Raw genomic sequence first — 14898 nt, 5'->3', positions numbered from 1 at the left:
ATTAGAATGTAGGGGGAATAGAGTATGGGAGTGTTAATAGATTAGGGTGTAGGGCTGAAAGTTGGGAACTGGGATAATTTAGGAATCATACCATTCCCTCTATCTTCATATCCCTATTTTCTACACCCGAATTATTTAAACTAAGAGTGGTCTAAAACCATGTTTCACCGAAGCCTGACCAATCTGCTCCATTTTCTCTACGGTAATCTGATTCCGCCCCCAAGAAAAGTTAGTGTACAACTTCTCAAATTCCAACAACATAGATTCTGCAAAACAAGCAAATAATTGACGAGCTGGAACATCCATGTTGACAATATTCATGATTCTCCAGTCGATATCCAAGGAATGTTCGACAATACCGCCATTGAGAACATTTATACCGGGATATTGCATCCTGGTGGCTAAATTCTTTGGATATCCTCCATCAATCAATAAACATGGCTGTCTAAGTGTGGATAGGTCGATTTCCATGCCTTTGGGCATACTTGCGACCCAAACAATAATATCAGCCTCTGGTAGTGCGTCAGCCAGATTCATGATCTTTCCGCGCCCAAGTTCAGCTTGTAAATTAATCAAGCGCTCGTGATTGCGGGCAATTAGTAAAAGCTCTTTCACGTCGGTTTTAGCATCAAGCCAACGACAAACGGCACTACCAATGTCTCCTGTAGCACCACATATGGCAACTGTTGCTTTTGATAGTTCAATTCCAAGTTGCTGTGATGCTTGTTCTACCTGGCGACAAATCACATAGGCTGTGTGGGTATTTCCCGTGGTAAAACGTTCAAATTCGAGTTTAATATTGCGGATTTCCCGAAATTGCTCTAAATTAAAGTTTTCAAAAATAATCGAGGAAAAGCCTCCCAGAGCGGTGATGTTGATGCCATTTTTTTGAGCATGTGCCATTGCGTTAAGAATCTTCCGGGTTGCAGCTTTGATCCTGCGAGTTGCTAGCATTTCGGGTAAAAAGCAAGATTCTACGTATCTGCCTTCGATTTTCTGTCCAGTGATACTTGTGACAGTAATGTTATCAACTATTTGGGGCGGGGCGCTACACCAAAAGTCAATACCTTGATCTGCGTATTCAGGGTAACCTAATTCTCTGGCTACAGATTGCGCGTGTTCTAAACTTGTGAGATGTCCGATGAGACCAAACATGAATTGTTAATTATCAGGCGTGTGCTTTAGCGAAGTGTAAAAATTAGTGGTCGCATAGTCTTGATCTGGACTTACGCAGTCGTGTTGACAACACAAGACTTTGATATTGCGTATAGTTGGACTTAAAATCAAGGGCTATGGGTTAAGACAATGACTCTGATTAAAAAGTCAGAAAGCAATTTCCAAGTTTCGGTTTTGCGTGACGATTGTATAAGTCCGATGTGGAAGTACCAAAAATTATTGGAGATAGATTTGCATCATAGTCATATTCTCCAATAACTTTTCAGTACCAAAGCCTTGTAATTTGACGACTAAGCTGCTCGAAGTCCATATGCTGATAAGCGCATGATTTCGCGGGTGTTGAAGCCAATATTACTTAATGCCTCACCGTATTGAATCATAAAGTCTTCCACTAAAGCATCTTTCTCCATTGCCAAAACTTCGGCATCATCGGCAACTTGATTGAGCATTTGCCAAACCAAGGGTAGATTTTGGCGATTTGCTTCCTCTAATTCTGCTTTTGCTGTTTCAAAGTTTGCTTGGAGCCAAACTTCTCCAAAATTTAGGTGCATATATTCTTCTTTGATGACTCCTTCAGTAATTTTACGCGCAAAGTCATCGGCGACAGGAATATAGATGTTGTATGCTGCGATCGCAAAACACTCAATAATCAAAGATTGAATCAGTAGGCAAGTTACCACTTTTCCTTCAGCAGCTGCATCTTGGAAGTTTTTGTGTAATCCGGCGAAAAATTCGCGGGCAAAACCCATATCTGGTGTCACTTTGAGGTTACGTCCACAAGCTTCAAAGCCCTTTTTATGACGGCTTTCCATTTTCGATAAACGTACTAGTTCATCCTTGCTGTCTGGTAGGAGTTCACCCAAGCTAATGTAATTTTCGTGTGCCTCTTGTTCTCCTTCAATAACTATTGCGTTAATACGGCTGTAAGCATCTTTGTAAATTTCACTGTTGAAATCTATTTTTAACTCTGCTTCTAGCTGCTGCATGATATATCACTCCCGAAGTGTCAGTCGTTATGGACGAAAAATGGTCAATAACACAACCGTGATCAAGCTAAAATTCTTGTTTTACAAGTCACTGTTATTCTTTGAGTATACTGAAATGCATTAAAGAATGCTTCCTACTCAAGACTCAGGAGTTAAAATTCAGAATTTTTCTAGTGGTTGTGCTTTAATTTAACTTAACAAGTCACTATGTTATAGATTAGCTGTTGCTGGTAGCCAATGCTCTAGTCAAATGACAACAATTGCTTGGAATCCTCCAAAACTATGACAAAACCAAGCTTAATTTCTCAAAACTCGAATCTATACGTCCTGGGAATATTACTATTCCTGATGGTGATGATAATGTTGCCATTAGTAGTAGTGTTATTCACTTCCTTGACACTACCTGGGACAGCTTCTAATTTTACATCCAAATCTGTGTGGACTCTTAGTAATTACCATGATGCATGGGAAAGGGGAAAGTTTCTTTTAGCATTTGGAAATTCGACTTTGGTAGCCCTAGCTGTAACAGCTTTGCAAATTGTGACATCTGCCCTAGCTGGATATGCTTTAGCCCGCCTGAAATTTCGTGGAAGACAAGCATTATTACTGATTGTATTAGCTACATTAGTTATTCCTTTTCAACTGTTGGTAATACCTATTTTTTTAGTTTTAAAATGGGGACACTTGATTAATACCTATGGGGCTTTAATTTTACCAACTGCGGTGAATGGTTTCGGCATTTTTTTACTACGGCAATATTTCCAGGGTGTTCCTGTGGAGTTGGAGGAGGCGGCAGCACTAGATGGTGCTAACCGACTGCAAATTCTTCTGAAAATTATGTTACCTTTATCGCGTCCAGCCTTGGTGACGCTATTTCTATTTACTTTTATTGGTGAATGGAATGATTTATTTAAGCCCTTGGTGTTTACCACAAGACCGGAATTACGCACAGTACAGTTGGCTTTGGCGGAGTTCCAGGAACAGTTTACGAATAATTGGTCGTTGATGATGGCGGCTGTGACAATTGCCACGGTTCCAGTAGTAGTACTTTTTTTAATTGGACAGCGACAGTTTATTCGGGGAATTGCGGCAACAGGAATTAAGAACTAGGGGAGTTTGATATCCCCGTAGGTTGTGGTTGCTAAGTTACTACTGGAACAGTGAAATGAAACTGGCTACCTTGATTTTTGCCACCGGATTCTGCCCAAATTTTACCGCCCCAACCGTTGACAATTTGCCGAGATATTGCTAGTCCTAATCCGGCTCCACCTGCGGTCCGTCTAAGGGCACCTTCTTCTTGATAGAAGCGGTCAAATACTATTTCTAGGCGTTTGGGTTCAATTCCTCTCCCGGTATCGCTAACTGTGACTTCCAGCATTTGCTGGCTGTATCGTTGGGCTTCAATAGTGATTTCTCCTGTGGCTGGTGTAAATTTGCAGGCATTATCAATTAGTTTGGCGAATACTTCCACTAACCAATCGCCATCAGCCCTAACCAAGGGTAAATCTTCTGGGACAAGGGCTGTAATTTTGGGTACATTGCCTGCGGCGGTGCGGGTACGTATGCGACTGAGGGCTAAATCGACACATTCTTGTAGTGGTAAAGATTCAGGATGCCATTCGATTCTGCCACTTTCCAGATTGGAGAGGATCAAAAAATCTTGAACGAGTTTTCGCATTCGTTCGGAGTCTCCCAGGGCTGTATCTAACATGACTTGGCGCAGTTCTAAGGGCATGTCTGGCTCTGTGGCAAGGCTCTCTAAACAAACTTGAATTGTGGATAGGGGGGTACGTAATTCATGTCCAGTGATAGCAATGAGGTTACTACGGGTGCGGTCTAGGGCTTCTAGTTGTTGGTTGAGATCTTCGAGGTTGGCAAAGGCTTCAGCTTGGATTAATGTGGTGCCAATTTGGGTTGCGATCGCTTTCACCAAATCTTGCTCTCCAGGATGCCAAAAGTGGGGTGATTCTCCACAATAATGGAGTTCAATTATTCCCAACAATCGCCCTTGAGAAAGCACTGGTTCCAGTAACCAGGAACGAATTCCCAGTTTTTCTACTAGTTTCCATAATCCGGGGGAGGTGATGACGCGACTATCGTTCATGGTGTCGGCGACACAAACCCCTTCATTTTGCAGAACAACTTCTTCAAACAGAGTATTATTCCCTAATTGCCAGGTTTGTCCCAAAATTGAGGTGACACCATCCGCCAAAAATTCATGCTCGATGGTGGCTTGTTCATCACTACCCTGGGCACGATAAATTACACAACGGCAAGCGCCTAAATGTTGTCCTAATTCTGCGGCTGCCACTTTGAGGACTTCTTGGGGATTAAGCGATCGCCTAATTGCTGTACTTATTGAATTTACTAGTCTTTCTTTGCGGGCTTGGGCGGCAATGGAACGATATGCTTTATGGAGTTTATACTGGCTTGCTTGTAAATATGTTACTAATCGCTGAACAAAGGGATCGGTATCAATATCGCAGGCAAATTCTCCCATCGGATTTAAAAGAGCTAACTTATCGAGTTTTTTCCCTTCTCCGATCCCAAATCGTTGTTTGACTAGAGCAACTTTATTTGCCAATTCTGGACGATAAATTAAAATTCGATTGAGTAATAAATCCGCTGCTTTCAAGCTGACACTTCGTTCTGAAGTCCAAACCCCTTCAAACCTCCGTGCTGTATCACTGTCTAGTATTGGACTTAACTCTCGTGGTTCATCCTTTTTAATTTGCGATCGCGGATACTCGTGACAAATTAAACAAGTGGCATAATTATTTGCCACAACTACTAGATGCCACTCCTGACTCAAGCCATCATCTGGTTCAAATGCTATTTTTTCATAGAATTCAGAGCTATTGACAAACTCAGTTTCTGGGGCAGATAAAACATATATCTGGCTACTAGACTGTGACAATCGCTGGTATCGATGCGCTTCCTGTCGATAAAAACGCTCGCGCTGAAAACTAGCTATGATTAACGGATCCTCTAACGTTGCTGCCAATACTTGATCTTCCATCGCGTGGGAGAGGGCAGTTAGAGAAGCCTTAAAATAGAGCTGGGGTCTCAGGTGGGGTAAGTTTTCCAGCAATTCACTCAGCAAAGAAATCGAAATGCTCATGAATATGATTTCGAGCGACAATCTAGGGGAAGTCCACGCTGCATTATGCGTTGTACCAATTAAATTCTCTCGGAAGCGATCGCTACTGGCGCAAGAGCGAGTTACAGTCAGGATCTCTCTGGTTTAGACTTAGCCTAACATTCCCCTGCGCTCCTTTGACCTAAAGCTTCAATCTTCTTGATTCTATTTTCACTGCGGTGGCTGTTTCAAGTCAAAATCAACTGGAAATATTAAGAAAATTTAAGCACTCCAATTTACCAGATTATGTGACTTATTGAGCGTAATCGAGTTTTTTAATGTCTTTTAAAGGCTACATCTGGATATGATTGCAGCCTGCCACTGATTAAAAACCCTACGTGTTAACTCTAGATTAAATGCTAAAAATATTACGTTCAAAAAATATTCTTTTCAAGTCTTGATCAAGCAAGTAGTATTTTCTCCACCCTCTTTAATAGTATTTAACTTTTCGTAATATAGCCTCAGTTATTTGTTGCGTTCTCCTTAATGTTATTATGTTGTTAATCTATAAACTTTCAAAAAACTAGAAACACGAAGCTTTAATTTCCTGAGTTAGTAACATCAACAGTTTGATATCTAACTGCGTTATCAACCTGAATCAAATAATTTTGGGCAAAATTGCTTACATCAAAATAAATAGTTCAAAAAGCTGTGACAACCATTAAAAAGATACCTCCGCCCGCTCTAATTACTGAGCATGATTAAGTTTTTTAATCGCAAAATCTAAATCCAAATCAAATCATTTAACTATATATTTCCTCGGATTGTTTGTAACTAAAACAGTGACAGAAACTTCGTCTACCTTGAAAACTGTAGTTTTCCATTAATACATTGAGTAGGCCTAGCCAGCCCTACGGGCTTATGCTAGTCTGCGACAAGCCGATTTGCGTCTACCTTACGACTCTCCGGGAAGCCGCTACGCGTCTACGTAATGAGGCATTTAAATCACTCAAAAAACTTCGGGTTTGATCATGGATAAGGTTTAACAGCAACAATCATCCAGTGGAATATGTAGGAATTTACCTTACCCAGGTGACACATGAAAATCGCCCAAATATCGCCAATCTGGGAGCGCGTACCTCCTTTACGTTATGGTGGGATTGAATTAGTTATTCAGTTACTCACAGATGAATTAGTTCGTCGAGGTCATGAAGTAACCCTATTTGCCTCCGGAGATTCCATCACATCAGCAAAGTTAAAACCATTCCACAAAAGTGCCGTCAGACTAGATCCAGATATCAAAGAACCATCTGTTTATGAACATATTTTACTGGCGGATGTTTACCAGCAGGCACATCATTTTGATATCATTCATTCACATGTTGGTTATCCGGCACTTTCCTATGCTAGCTTAGTCAAAACTCCCACCGTGCATACATTACATGGAGTTTTTTCTTCAGATAGCGAAAAAATTTATCGCCGATTTTCCTGGCAACCTTTCATCAGTATTAGTGAGTCACAACGTGAACCACGTTTGGGTTTAAATTATATCCATACAGCCTATAACGGCATTGATACATCTATTTACCACTTTCAAGCTGAACCAGAAGAACCAGCTTATTTGGCATTTGTGGGACGGATGTCTCCCGAAAAAGGACCATGGGAAGCCATCAAAATTTCCCAGGCAACAGGAATTCCCCTGAGAATGGCTGGTAAAATAGACACAATTGATCAGGAATATTGGAACGAAAAAGTAGCACCGCAGGTGGATGGCGATCGCGTAAAATATCTAGGGGAAGTTTCCCATGAAGAAAAGGTAGCCCTATTAGGTGGGGCAACTGCGACACTATTCCCCATCAGTTGGCGTGAACCCTTTGGTTTAGTGATGATTGAATCTATGGCAACGGGTACACCAGTAATTGCCATGGACTTGGGTTCAGTTCCAGAAGTGGTAGCACATGAAAAAACAGGGTTTATTTGTCATTCCTTGGAAAATATGATCGCTGCTGTTCCCAAGGTTATTAATCTTAAGCGTCAAACCTGTAGGGAATACGTCAATACTCGCTTCAGCATCAATTCCATGACTGATGAGTACGAAAAAGCCTACCAGATGGTTCTACGTTCGTAATTGATCCCAAGTTTCCAAATCCCCAATTTGTTGAAATAAGTTGGGGATCTGATCCTCGTGGATATTGTCTGCTATAATCATCAAGTTTGGCAAATAAAACCCTGATTCAAAAAAATAACACCTTAGCCAAGCTTCAATAAATACTCATCAAATATTGATATTTAATTGGATACATCAAAAATAATCCACATTTCTAACCTTGCTAATACTAAATCCAAATCGAGAATTTCTGAACTGAGTTAATAAATGTAGCCTTTGTTACTTACACTTCAACAGAGGATTTAGTTAAAATTAGTATTGCACCTGAAGGTTTATCAAACATTTTTCAATATCTCCAAATTTACATAAATTAAAAATCATATATGTAAATTATTTCCTAACCTTGATAAATAGTGACGGTTTTCCCCAGTGAACAAATTCAATTTATATGGCATCTTGTTTCCTGTTGATGCCAATTTCCTTAAGAAGAAAAATTAGACCTGTAGGTGGAATAATAGCGATGACACCGGATACCTTAACTACACCGGAAAAAATTGTGCTGGATGGAAAAACCTTTGTTCCCGCTGAACAGATACCGATTCCAGAGTGGCCCTGTGTTTTGAGTGAAAGACCTCAACCTGTGCTAACAGTTAAAGATGATGATTTATTTTTAATTACTGATACTTTAGGTAATATTGCTGGTTGCTCCATCAATGATGTCAATCCCAGTATGGGGCTATTCTGTGCTGATACCCGCTTCCTCAGCCGTTTAGAACTACAACTTGATGGACATTCACCCATATTATTAAGTAGCACAGCCGACAAAGGATTTTCACTATCTGTTCTCTGTACCAATCCCCGTATAGATGAACGTTTACCTGCTGACACGGTGGGAATTCGCCGCGAAGTGGTTTTAAATGGGGCATTATTTGAAGAAATAGAAGTATCCAATTACAGTACAACTACCCTCAGCTTTGAGTTAAGTTTGAGTTTTGATGCTGACTTTGTAGACTTATTTGAAGTCAGGGGTCATGGTAGAGATAAGCGAGGACGGTTACTACGTTTGGTGGAACCTCCGCAGGAAGAAACACCACATTTAGGTTTAGATACCACTCAGCATCAACAGCCAGAATACGTAGAAAAATCCCTAACCTTGGCTTATCAAGGTTTAGATGGTGCGGTAATGGAATCGAGAATCAAATTTCAGCACCGTCAACCTGATGATTTTCGGGGATATACAGCAATTTGGCGGTTAGAATTAGCTTCCCACGAAACCCAAAAGTTAGGCTACCGGATTAATATTTTAACTAATAATAAACTTAGTTCTACTGTAAATCCTCCAATTACACTGGTTCAAGCACGTTCAGCCGAATTGATGGAGGAAAGGGAATGGGGACAACAAATTACCCAAATTCGTTCAGATAAGAGTATATTTAATCGCGTAATTGAACGTGCTGAACAAGATATGTACTTGTTGCGGCAGTCATTTGGCAAACATCAAACTGTTTCTGCTGGGGTTCCTTGGTTTTCGACATTATTTGGGAGGGATTCGCTGATTACAGCTTCCCAAACCTTGATGTTAAATCCCAAAATCGCCAAAGAAACCTTAACTTTACTGGCATTGTACCAGGGTAAAAGTGAGGATGAATGGCGAGAAGAAGAACCAGGGAAAATTCTGCATGAATTGCGTTTGGGTGAATTGGCTCGTTGTCAAGAAATTCCCCATACTCCCTATTACGGTACAATTGATGCTACTCCACTGTGGTTAATGTTATATGCTGACTACTACAGTTGGACTCATGATGGTGAGACATTAGAGCAATTGTGGAATCATGCGATCGCGTCGATGGATTGGATTGATCGCACCATGGAAAAAACTGGCTACCTCAGCTATTTCCGCAAATCAAAGTTAGGTTTAGCTAACCAAGGCTGGAAGGATTCGGGAGACTGTATTGTTAACCGCAAAGGGGAATTAGCCAATGGTCCAGTATCATTGTGTGAAGTTCAGGCTTATGTCTATGCAGCAAAAATGCGGTTAGCAGAAATTGCCCGGATGAAAAAGCGCTTAGATTTAGCCGATAGATGGGTGGAGGAAGCGAAAAACCTCAAAGTCCGTTTTAACCGGGATTTTTGGATTGAAGATCAAGATTTCTGTGCTTTGGCTTTGGATGGAGAGGGAGAATTAGTTGACAGCATCACCTCAAATCCTGGACATTGCTTGCAATTAGGAATTTTCACCCCAGAAAAAGCTTACAGTGTTGCCGAACGTTTGCGGGCACCAGATATGTTTAATGGTTGGGGAATTCGTACCCTTAGCAGTTCATCCCCAGCTTATAACCCGATGGGATATCACATTGGTTCCGTATGGCCCCACGATAATGCAATAATTGCTATGGGATTGCGATCGCTTGGTTTAATTGATCAAGCACTGGAGGTATTCCAAGGTTTATTTGATATGACTAGCCTCCAACCTTACCAACGTCCACCAGAACTCCTTTGTGGTTACGAACGTAATGGAGATAATGCCCCCGTACAGTACCCTGTCGCATGTACTCCCCAAGCATGGGCAACTGGTAGCATTTTCCAACTTCTCCAAATGATGGTAAATTTAGTTCCCGATGCCCCCAATAATTGTCTTCGCATCATCGATCCAACTTTACCAGAATCCATTAACCGTTTATCGTTACACAATTTGCGTGTAGGTTCGACTATTCTCGATTTAGAATTTGAACGTTCAGGAAGTACCACAGCTTGTCGTGTCGCTAAAAAACGTGGCAACCTTCGTGTTGTAATTGAGGCTTAATTCAAGCCAAAGATAGCTAAAATAGTAAAATACCTCCTACATTTATGAAAACATTAGTAGGAGGTTGAAAAAATGTATTTTATGAATCTATGCATACAGCTATATACTAATTAGCCAAGACTTAAAAAGATTTCAACAAGTCTTGTAACCACTACTTCTAACTTACTATTCTTGAATTTCACCTCTACCACCTGGAGAAGCTTCAAAAATTGCATCCAACTGCTGACGCGCATCTTCAACATTAACTGAACGCATCACCAATAAAGGTTCCTTAATCAAATTTCCCGCACTATCCAACAGTTCTGGATGGGGTACAGATTGCCTCCTAGAACCAGCGTAAGCATAATTGCCTTGATTAGATCTAATTGGGTAAACTTGCTCACGATCAAAGCTAAACATGACTAAATTACGAATTAAATTCCCAACAGCGAAAAAAGCCAGAATTGTAAAAGCCAGAACGTAGAGTAAATGTAACATTATCTTATCTCCAGAAACAGTAAGTTTAAAAACTTTCTACTATGACGCTTGTAATATCAAAATAAACGTTGAATCCTTAATCCAAACCTATTCCAAAGCGGGAATACAAAAACAGAAGTCGATCTGTAAAGCTCATTCAACACTGCTTTAAAACACATGATCTACCTATTAATTGGATTTAGGGTGTCCGATGACGCGTTGCTACCTGCCAACATTCATGTACTAATTGGTGCCAAGGCATAAGCGTTGCCATCTCTATACCCACCTGTCCATCTGTGGCATTAAGTAGCATTTTTGCTGTGTTGACTTCTTCCTGCGCCTGTTTAACACGGGCTAACAAATCAAACTGCTGTTCCCTACTCATAAAACTCATCTCTTCGGTCGTCAGTAAATCATGCGATCGCCCAAACCAATACTGAAAGTCTTCCAACAAAGGTTGTAAAACTGTTTTCAGCAAATCCGAATCAGGTAAATTACAGTCCTGCATAAATGAGAAGCATACTTCTAAGTTTCTTCCTAATCTTAACGTTCTTTACGATTCTTAACATTTATTTTTAGCCATACTTCATATTTCTCAGGTATTTTGTATCTACATATACAAAACAATTATACAAATATTCATCCGGATTTGCATAGGACTGTAATGAATAAATTTTGGAGAATCATCTCATCTTCGGATTATCCACTTTAATCATGAGTTTGTATACAGTTCTAGATGATCCCTGGTTAGCAGCTAGGATTATTCATGTTATCTTTAACTTATCTTAAAAGTGGATACCAGCAATCTAAAATCTTCCTTAAGAAATAGTGATGTTTGTTTGTTGAGAGTGAGAAATTTGTAAACTTACACAACAAAAAGTGTTGAATTCTCAAAATTGATTAAACTTCACTTCATCAAAAACCAGCAGAAAATGGTGAAAAACCAATCATTCTGGTAATAAACACCAGATAAGAATGGTATTCCAAATGTTCCACTAATAGTTTGTCCCATTAATTCCGAAGGATGTAGAGACGGGAAATTTCGCGTTTCTGCAAAAGATTATTTGCGCCTTGATCTTTATATAATCTAGTGATAAAGTCTTGGGCGATTAGCGCAAGCCTGTCGTCTAATGGCGAGTCTATCAACCAAAAATCTCAGTTTCTTTAGACGTGAGAGTGTCAATTTGGTTATATTTTCTCTAAGATAAATCCAGCTAGCTAAACTAAATAATCACTTCGCCAACAGTTCAACAGCAAATGTCGCCAAACTCAACTTCCCAGCCATCAGAACAGGTTCAAAAAATTAACCTACCACGCTCCAGCGAATCTGAGGAACTCAAAAAGATTCGTCACACAGCTTCCCATGTTATGGCAATGGCAGTACAAAAGCTGTTTCCGAAGGTACAGGTGACAATTGGTCCCTGGATTGAGAATGGGTTTTATTATGATTTTGATAGTCCCGAAGCTTTTACCGAGAAGGACTTGAAAGCCATCTACAAAGAGATGATCAAAATCATCAATCGGAAATTACCCTTATTGCGGGAAGAGGTGAGTCGAGAAGAAGCAGAAACTCGAATCAAAGCAATTAATGAACCCTACAAGTTGGAAATTTTAGGGGATATCAAAACAGAACCCATCACAATTTATCATTTAGGCGATCAATGGTGGGATTTGTGTGCCGGACCCCATCTAGAAAACACCGGAGATTTAAACCCGAAAGCACTAGAATTGGAAAGTGTGGCGGGTGCCTATTGGCGTGGTGATGAAAATAAGGCACAATTACAACGGATCTATGCGACCGCTTGGGAAACTCCCGAACAATTAGCTGAATATAAACGACGTAAAGAAGAAGCCCAACGCCGTGACCATCGTAAACTCGGTAAAGAACTGGGATTATTTATATTTTCCGATTTGGTGGGACCAGGTTTACCCTTATGGACACCTAAAGGAACCTTACTGCGGAGTATTTTGGAGAACTTTCTCCAACAGGAACAACTGAAGCGGGGTTATTTACCAGTTGTGACTCCCCACATTGCCAAGGTTGATTTATTTAAAACATCGGGACATTGGCAGAAATATAAAGAAGATATGTTTCCCTTGATGGCAGAAAATGAAGAAGCTGCTGCTCAGGAAAACGGCTTTGTGATGAAGCCAATGAATTGTCCTTTCCATATCCAAATATATAAAAGTGAGCTACGCTCCTATCGGGAATTACCGATGCGGTTAGCAGAATTTGGGACAGTGTACCGTTACGAACAATCGGGAGAATTGGGTGGTTTAACTAGGGTGCGGGGCTTTACGGTGGATGATTCCCACCTCTTTGTAACTCCAGAACAGCTAGATAGTGAATTTTTGAGTGTAGTGGATTTGATTTTGTCGGTGTTCAAGAGCTTACAATTGAAGAACTTTAAAGCTCGTTTAAGCTTCCGTGACCCTAGCAGTGATAAGTATATCGGTTCCGATGAAGCTTGGGAAAAAGCCGAAGGTGCAATCCGTCGGGCTGTGGAAAAATTGGGAATGGAACATTTTGAAGGGATTGGGGAAGCTGCTTTTTATGGTCCCAAACTAGATTTTATCTTCCAGGATGCTTTAGAACGGGAATGGCAATTGGGAACAGTTCAAGTAGACTATAATTTACCAGAAAGATTCGATTTAGAATATGTAGCTGAAGATGGTTCGCGTCAGCGTCCAATTATGCTGCATCGTGCGCCGTTTGGTTCATTAGAAAGACTAATTGGGATTTTAATCGAAGAATACGCAGGTGATTTCCCCCTGTGGTTGGCACCATTGCAAGCGCGGTTATTACCAGTTGGCGATCAATTCCTCGATTTTGCCAAAGAGGCAGCGATGAAAATGAAAGCTGTGGGAATTAGGGCAGAAGTGGACACCAGCGGCGATCGCTTGGGTAAATTGATTCGGAATGCCGAAAAAGATAAAATCCCCGTGATGGCGGTTGTGGGTGCCAAAGAGGTGGAAACGGATACTTTGAGTATTCGGACTCGTGCATCTGGGGAACTGGGAAGCGTCCCCATCACGGAAATCATAGAGAAAATGAAAAATGCGATCGCATCTTTCGATAACCTCTAATATCAACAGCCTCTCTAGCATAAATAACCTCATTTATGCTAAAGTTGCAGATTGTGACTTTTTATTATAAAAATCATCTCAGAGGATCAGACTATGCAAAGAACTTTAGGCGGAACTTGCCGCAAAAGAAAAAGAACATCAGGTTTTCGCGCTCGGATGCGGACACCAGACGGTAGAAACGTCATTAGAGCTAGAAGAAGCAAAGGCAGACACCGTTTAAGCGTTTAGGTATACCCAAGCATGGCTTTGCCCAAGGCAAATCGACTCAAATCTCGGCAAGATTTCCAGGCAGTTTTCCGGGGAGGTACCCGTCGCCAGAGTCCCAATTTTACATTGAGGGCTTTACGTCCGCGTCACCGTTCCACTAGTGAATCACCAGAAAATGCCAGCATTGTAAGTTTACAGCCGACAGACAGAGCCAAGCTACCAACGAAAATCGGTATCTCCATTAGTACAAAAGTTAGTAAGCGGGCAGTAGTACGTAACCGAATCAAACGTAAAATTGCCGCAGCGTTGTATCAATTATTGGCAGAAATGCCTACGGGATGGCGGTTAGTAATAGTTGTTAAAACAATAGCAGCAGAACAAGAGTGCGTAAGCCAGCAATTTCTGCAAGAATTAAAGCAGTTGTTGGTACAAGCAGAGGTTTTAAATGGGCATTCGTGAAGAAGTTTATTATGAAGGTGGTCCCCATGTTGGGGATTTAATAACAAGCATACTGATAGGATTTACGGTATTAGGTATTCCTTTGGCAGTTGGATCAATAGTTCGAGCATTGTGGTTACGCTTCCGAATTACAGATCGTCGCATCTCCGTGACGGGTGGCTGGCAAGGACGCGATCGCAATGACGTAATATACTCCGAAATTGTCAAAGTCGTCACAGTCCCCCGTGGTTTTGGCTTGTGGGGAGATATGGTATTAACCCTCCGAAATGGAACCCGCATAGAAATGCGCTCAGTTCCCAAATTCCGCGAAGTCTACGACTATATCAACGAAAGGATTGCCGCAAAAAATCCGGCAAAAGTAGGCTTACAAAAATAACATCGGAGTTAGGAGTTATGTAAATTCATAACTCTTTTTCATACTCTGTGCGGCTATCCGTAGTCAAATACCGATTTCAGCAAATGCTGATTCAGATAAATTAGATTCAGAATTGGATTCTGCTTATTTGTAAACAGCTTCCTTTAAATTAAAAATAACTCA

At 40.9% G+C, this 14898-nt stretch carries 13 protein-coding genes; 8 read left to right on the top strand and 5 right to left on the bottom strand.

The genetic code is table 11. The features are described from left to right. Window positions 1-135: 135 nt before the first annotated feature. Window positions 136-1155 carry a long-chain acyl-[acyl-carrier-protein] reductase gene (locus CAL6303_RS21285; protein WP_015199898.1) on the bottom strand — a complete coding sequence of 340 codons (1020 nt, stop codon included), beginning with the start codon at window positions 1153-1155 and terminating at the stop codon, window positions 136-138. 311 nt (window positions 1156-1466) lie between these two features. Next, a complete protein-coding gene (locus tag CAL6303_RS21280) occupies window positions 1467-2162 on the bottom strand; it encodes an aldehyde oxygenase (deformylating) (protein ID WP_015199897.1) in 696 nt (231 codons plus the stop codon). 282 nt (window positions 2163-2444) lie between these two features. On the opposite strand from CAL6303_RS21280, the gene CAL6303_RS21275 reads away from it, so the two are divergent. Continuing rightward, entirely contained in the window at window positions 2445-3272 is an 828-nt protein-coding gene (locus tag CAL6303_RS21275; RefSeq protein WP_015199896.1) for a carbohydrate ABC transporter permease, read from the top strand. A gap of 31 nt (window positions 3273-3303) precedes the next feature. On the opposite strand, the gene CAL6303_RS21270 is transcribed toward CAL6303_RS21275, so the two are convergent. Continuing rightward, a complete protein-coding gene (locus CAL6303_RS21270; protein WP_015199895.1) occupies window positions 3304-5283 on the bottom strand; it encodes a DICT sensory domain-containing protein in 1980 nt (659 codons plus the stop codon). Between CAL6303_RS21270 and CAL6303_RS31550 the strand changes: the two genes are divergently transcribed. The 3 genes from CAL6303_RS31550 to CAL6303_RS21260 all read left to right on the top strand — a co-directional run bounded on the left by CAL6303_RS31550 (window position 5282) and on the right by CAL6303_RS21260 (window position 10151). After that, the gene (locus CAL6303_RS31550) at window positions 5282-5410 is read left to right on the top strand and encodes a hypothetical protein (RefSeq protein WP_255348434.1); all 129 of its coding nucleotides are present in this window, start codon (window positions 5282-5284) and stop codon (window positions 5408-5410) included. The two genes, CAL6303_RS21270 and CAL6303_RS31550, sit on opposite strands and share 2 nt — an antisense overlap. Window positions 5411-6340: 930 nt before the next feature. Next, the gene (locus tag CAL6303_RS21265; protein WP_015199894.1) at window positions 6341-7369 is read left to right on the top strand and encodes a glycosyltransferase family 4 protein; all 1029 of its coding nucleotides are present in this window, start codon (window positions 6341-6343) and stop codon (window positions 7367-7369) included. A gap of 499 nt (window positions 7370-7868) precedes the next feature. Continuing rightward, window positions 7869-10151, top strand: a complete 2283-nt coding sequence (locus tag CAL6303_RS21260; RefSeq protein ID WP_041739833.1) for an amylo-alpha-1,6-glucosidase — start codon at window positions 7869-7871, stop codon at window positions 10149-10151. 165 nt (window positions 10152-10316) lie between these two features. Here CAL6303_RS21260 and CAL6303_RS21255 read toward each other — a convergent pair whose 3' ends face one another. After that, a complete protein-coding gene (locus CAL6303_RS21255) occupies window positions 10317-10628 on the bottom strand; it encodes a DUF2973 domain-containing protein (protein ID WP_015199892.1) in 312 nt (103 codons plus the stop codon). A gap of 178 nt (window positions 10629-10806) precedes the next feature. Further along, window positions 10807-11115 carry a DUF2605 domain-containing protein gene (locus tag CAL6303_RS21250; protein ID WP_015199891.1) on the bottom strand — a complete coding sequence of 103 codons (309 nt, stop codon included), beginning with the start codon at window positions 11113-11115 and terminating at the stop codon, window positions 10807-10809. A gap of 749 nt (window positions 11116-11864) precedes the next feature. Between CAL6303_RS21250 and thrS the strand changes: the two genes are divergently transcribed. The 4 genes from thrS to CAL6303_RS21235 all read left to right on the top strand — a co-directional run bounded on the left by thrS (window position 11865) and on the right by CAL6303_RS21235 (window position 14736). Next, the gene (gene thrS / locus CAL6303_RS21245) at window positions 11865-13694 is read left to right on the top strand and encodes a threonine--tRNA ligase (protein ID WP_015199890.1); all 1830 of its coding nucleotides are present in this window, start codon (window positions 11865-11867) and stop codon (window positions 13692-13694) included. Window positions 13695-13787: 93 nt separating this feature from the next. Then, window positions 13788-13922, top strand: a complete 135-nt coding sequence (gene rpmH / locus CAL6303_RS29465; RefSeq protein ID WP_015199889.1) for a 50S ribosomal protein L34 — start codon at window positions 13788-13790, stop codon at window positions 13920-13922. Window positions 13923-13934: 12 nt separating this feature from the next. Continuing rightward, window positions 13935-14360, top strand: a complete 426-nt coding sequence (gene rnpA, locus CAL6303_RS21240) for a ribonuclease P protein component (protein WP_015199888.1) — start codon at window positions 13935-13937, stop codon at window positions 14358-14360. Next, complete coding sequence (locus CAL6303_RS21235; protein ID WP_015199887.1) at window positions 14347-14736, top strand: PH domain-containing protein; 390 nt, start codon at window positions 14347-14349, stop codon at window positions 14734-14736. Before rnpA ends, CAL6303_RS21235 begins: the two co-directional genes overlap by 14 nt. Window positions 14737-14898: the final 162 nt, after the last annotated feature.

This window comes from Calothrix sp. PCC 6303, from assembly GCF_000317435.1.
Taxonomy (GTDB): domain Bacteria; phylum Cyanobacteriota; class Cyanobacteriia; order Cyanobacteriales; family Nostocaceae; genus PCC-6303.
The sequence above is the reverse complement of the archived record's forward strand: the minus strand, read 5'-3'. Positions and strand labels throughout refer to the sequence as shown.

What these genes read in the sequence shown, in the direction of transcription:
- CAL6303_RS21285 (WP_015199898.1), bottom strand. Translation starts at nt 1,155, where the DNA reads ATGTTTGGTCTCATCGGACATCTCACAAGTTTAGAACACGCGCAATCT.
- CAL6303_RS21280 (WP_015199897.1), bottom strand. Translation starts at nt 2,162, where the DNA reads ATGCAGCAGCTAGAAGCAGAGTTAAAAATAGATTTCAACAGTGAAATT.
- CAL6303_RS21275 (WP_015199896.1), top strand. Translation starts at nt 2,445, where the DNA reads ATGACAAAACCAAGCTTAATTTCTCAAAACTCGAATCTATACGTCCTG.
- CAL6303_RS31550 (WP_255348434.1), top strand. Translation starts at nt 5,282, where the DNA reads ATGAATATGATTTCGAGCGACAATCTAGGGGAAGTCCACGCTGCATTA.
- CAL6303_RS21270 (WP_015199895.1), bottom strand. Translation starts at nt 5,283, where the DNA reads ATGAGCATTTCGATTTCTTTGCTGAGTGAATTGCTGGAAAACTTACCC.
- CAL6303_RS21265 (WP_015199894.1), top strand. Translation starts at nt 6,341, where the DNA reads ATGAAAATCGCCCAAATATCGCCAATCTGGGAGCGCGTACCTCCTTTA.
- CAL6303_RS21260 (WP_041739833.1), top strand. Translation starts at nt 7,869, where the DNA reads ATGACACCGGATACCTTAACTACACCGGAAAAAATTGTGCTGGATGGA.
- CAL6303_RS21255 (WP_015199892.1), bottom strand. Translation starts at nt 10,628, where the DNA reads ATGTTACATTTACTCTACGTTCTGGCTTTTACAATTCTGGCTTTTTTC.
- CAL6303_RS21250 (WP_015199891.1), bottom strand. Translation starts at nt 11,115, where the DNA reads ATGCAGGACTGTAATTTACCTGATTCGGATTTGCTGAAAACAGTTTTA.
- thrS (WP_015199890.1), top strand. Translation starts at nt 11,865, where the DNA reads ATGTCGCCAAACTCAACTTCCCAGCCATCAGAACAGGTTCAAAAAATT.
- rpmH (WP_015199889.1), top strand. Translation starts at nt 13,788, where the DNA reads ATGCAAAGAACTTTAGGCGGAACTTGCCGCAAAAGAAAAAGAACATCA.
- rnpA (WP_015199888.1), top strand. Translation starts at nt 13,935, where the DNA reads ATGGCTTTGCCCAAGGCAAATCGACTCAAATCTCGGCAAGATTTCCAG.
- CAL6303_RS21235 (WP_015199887.1), top strand. Translation starts at nt 14,347, where the DNA reads ATGGGCATTCGTGAAGAAGTTTATTATGAAGGTGGTCCCCATGTTGGG.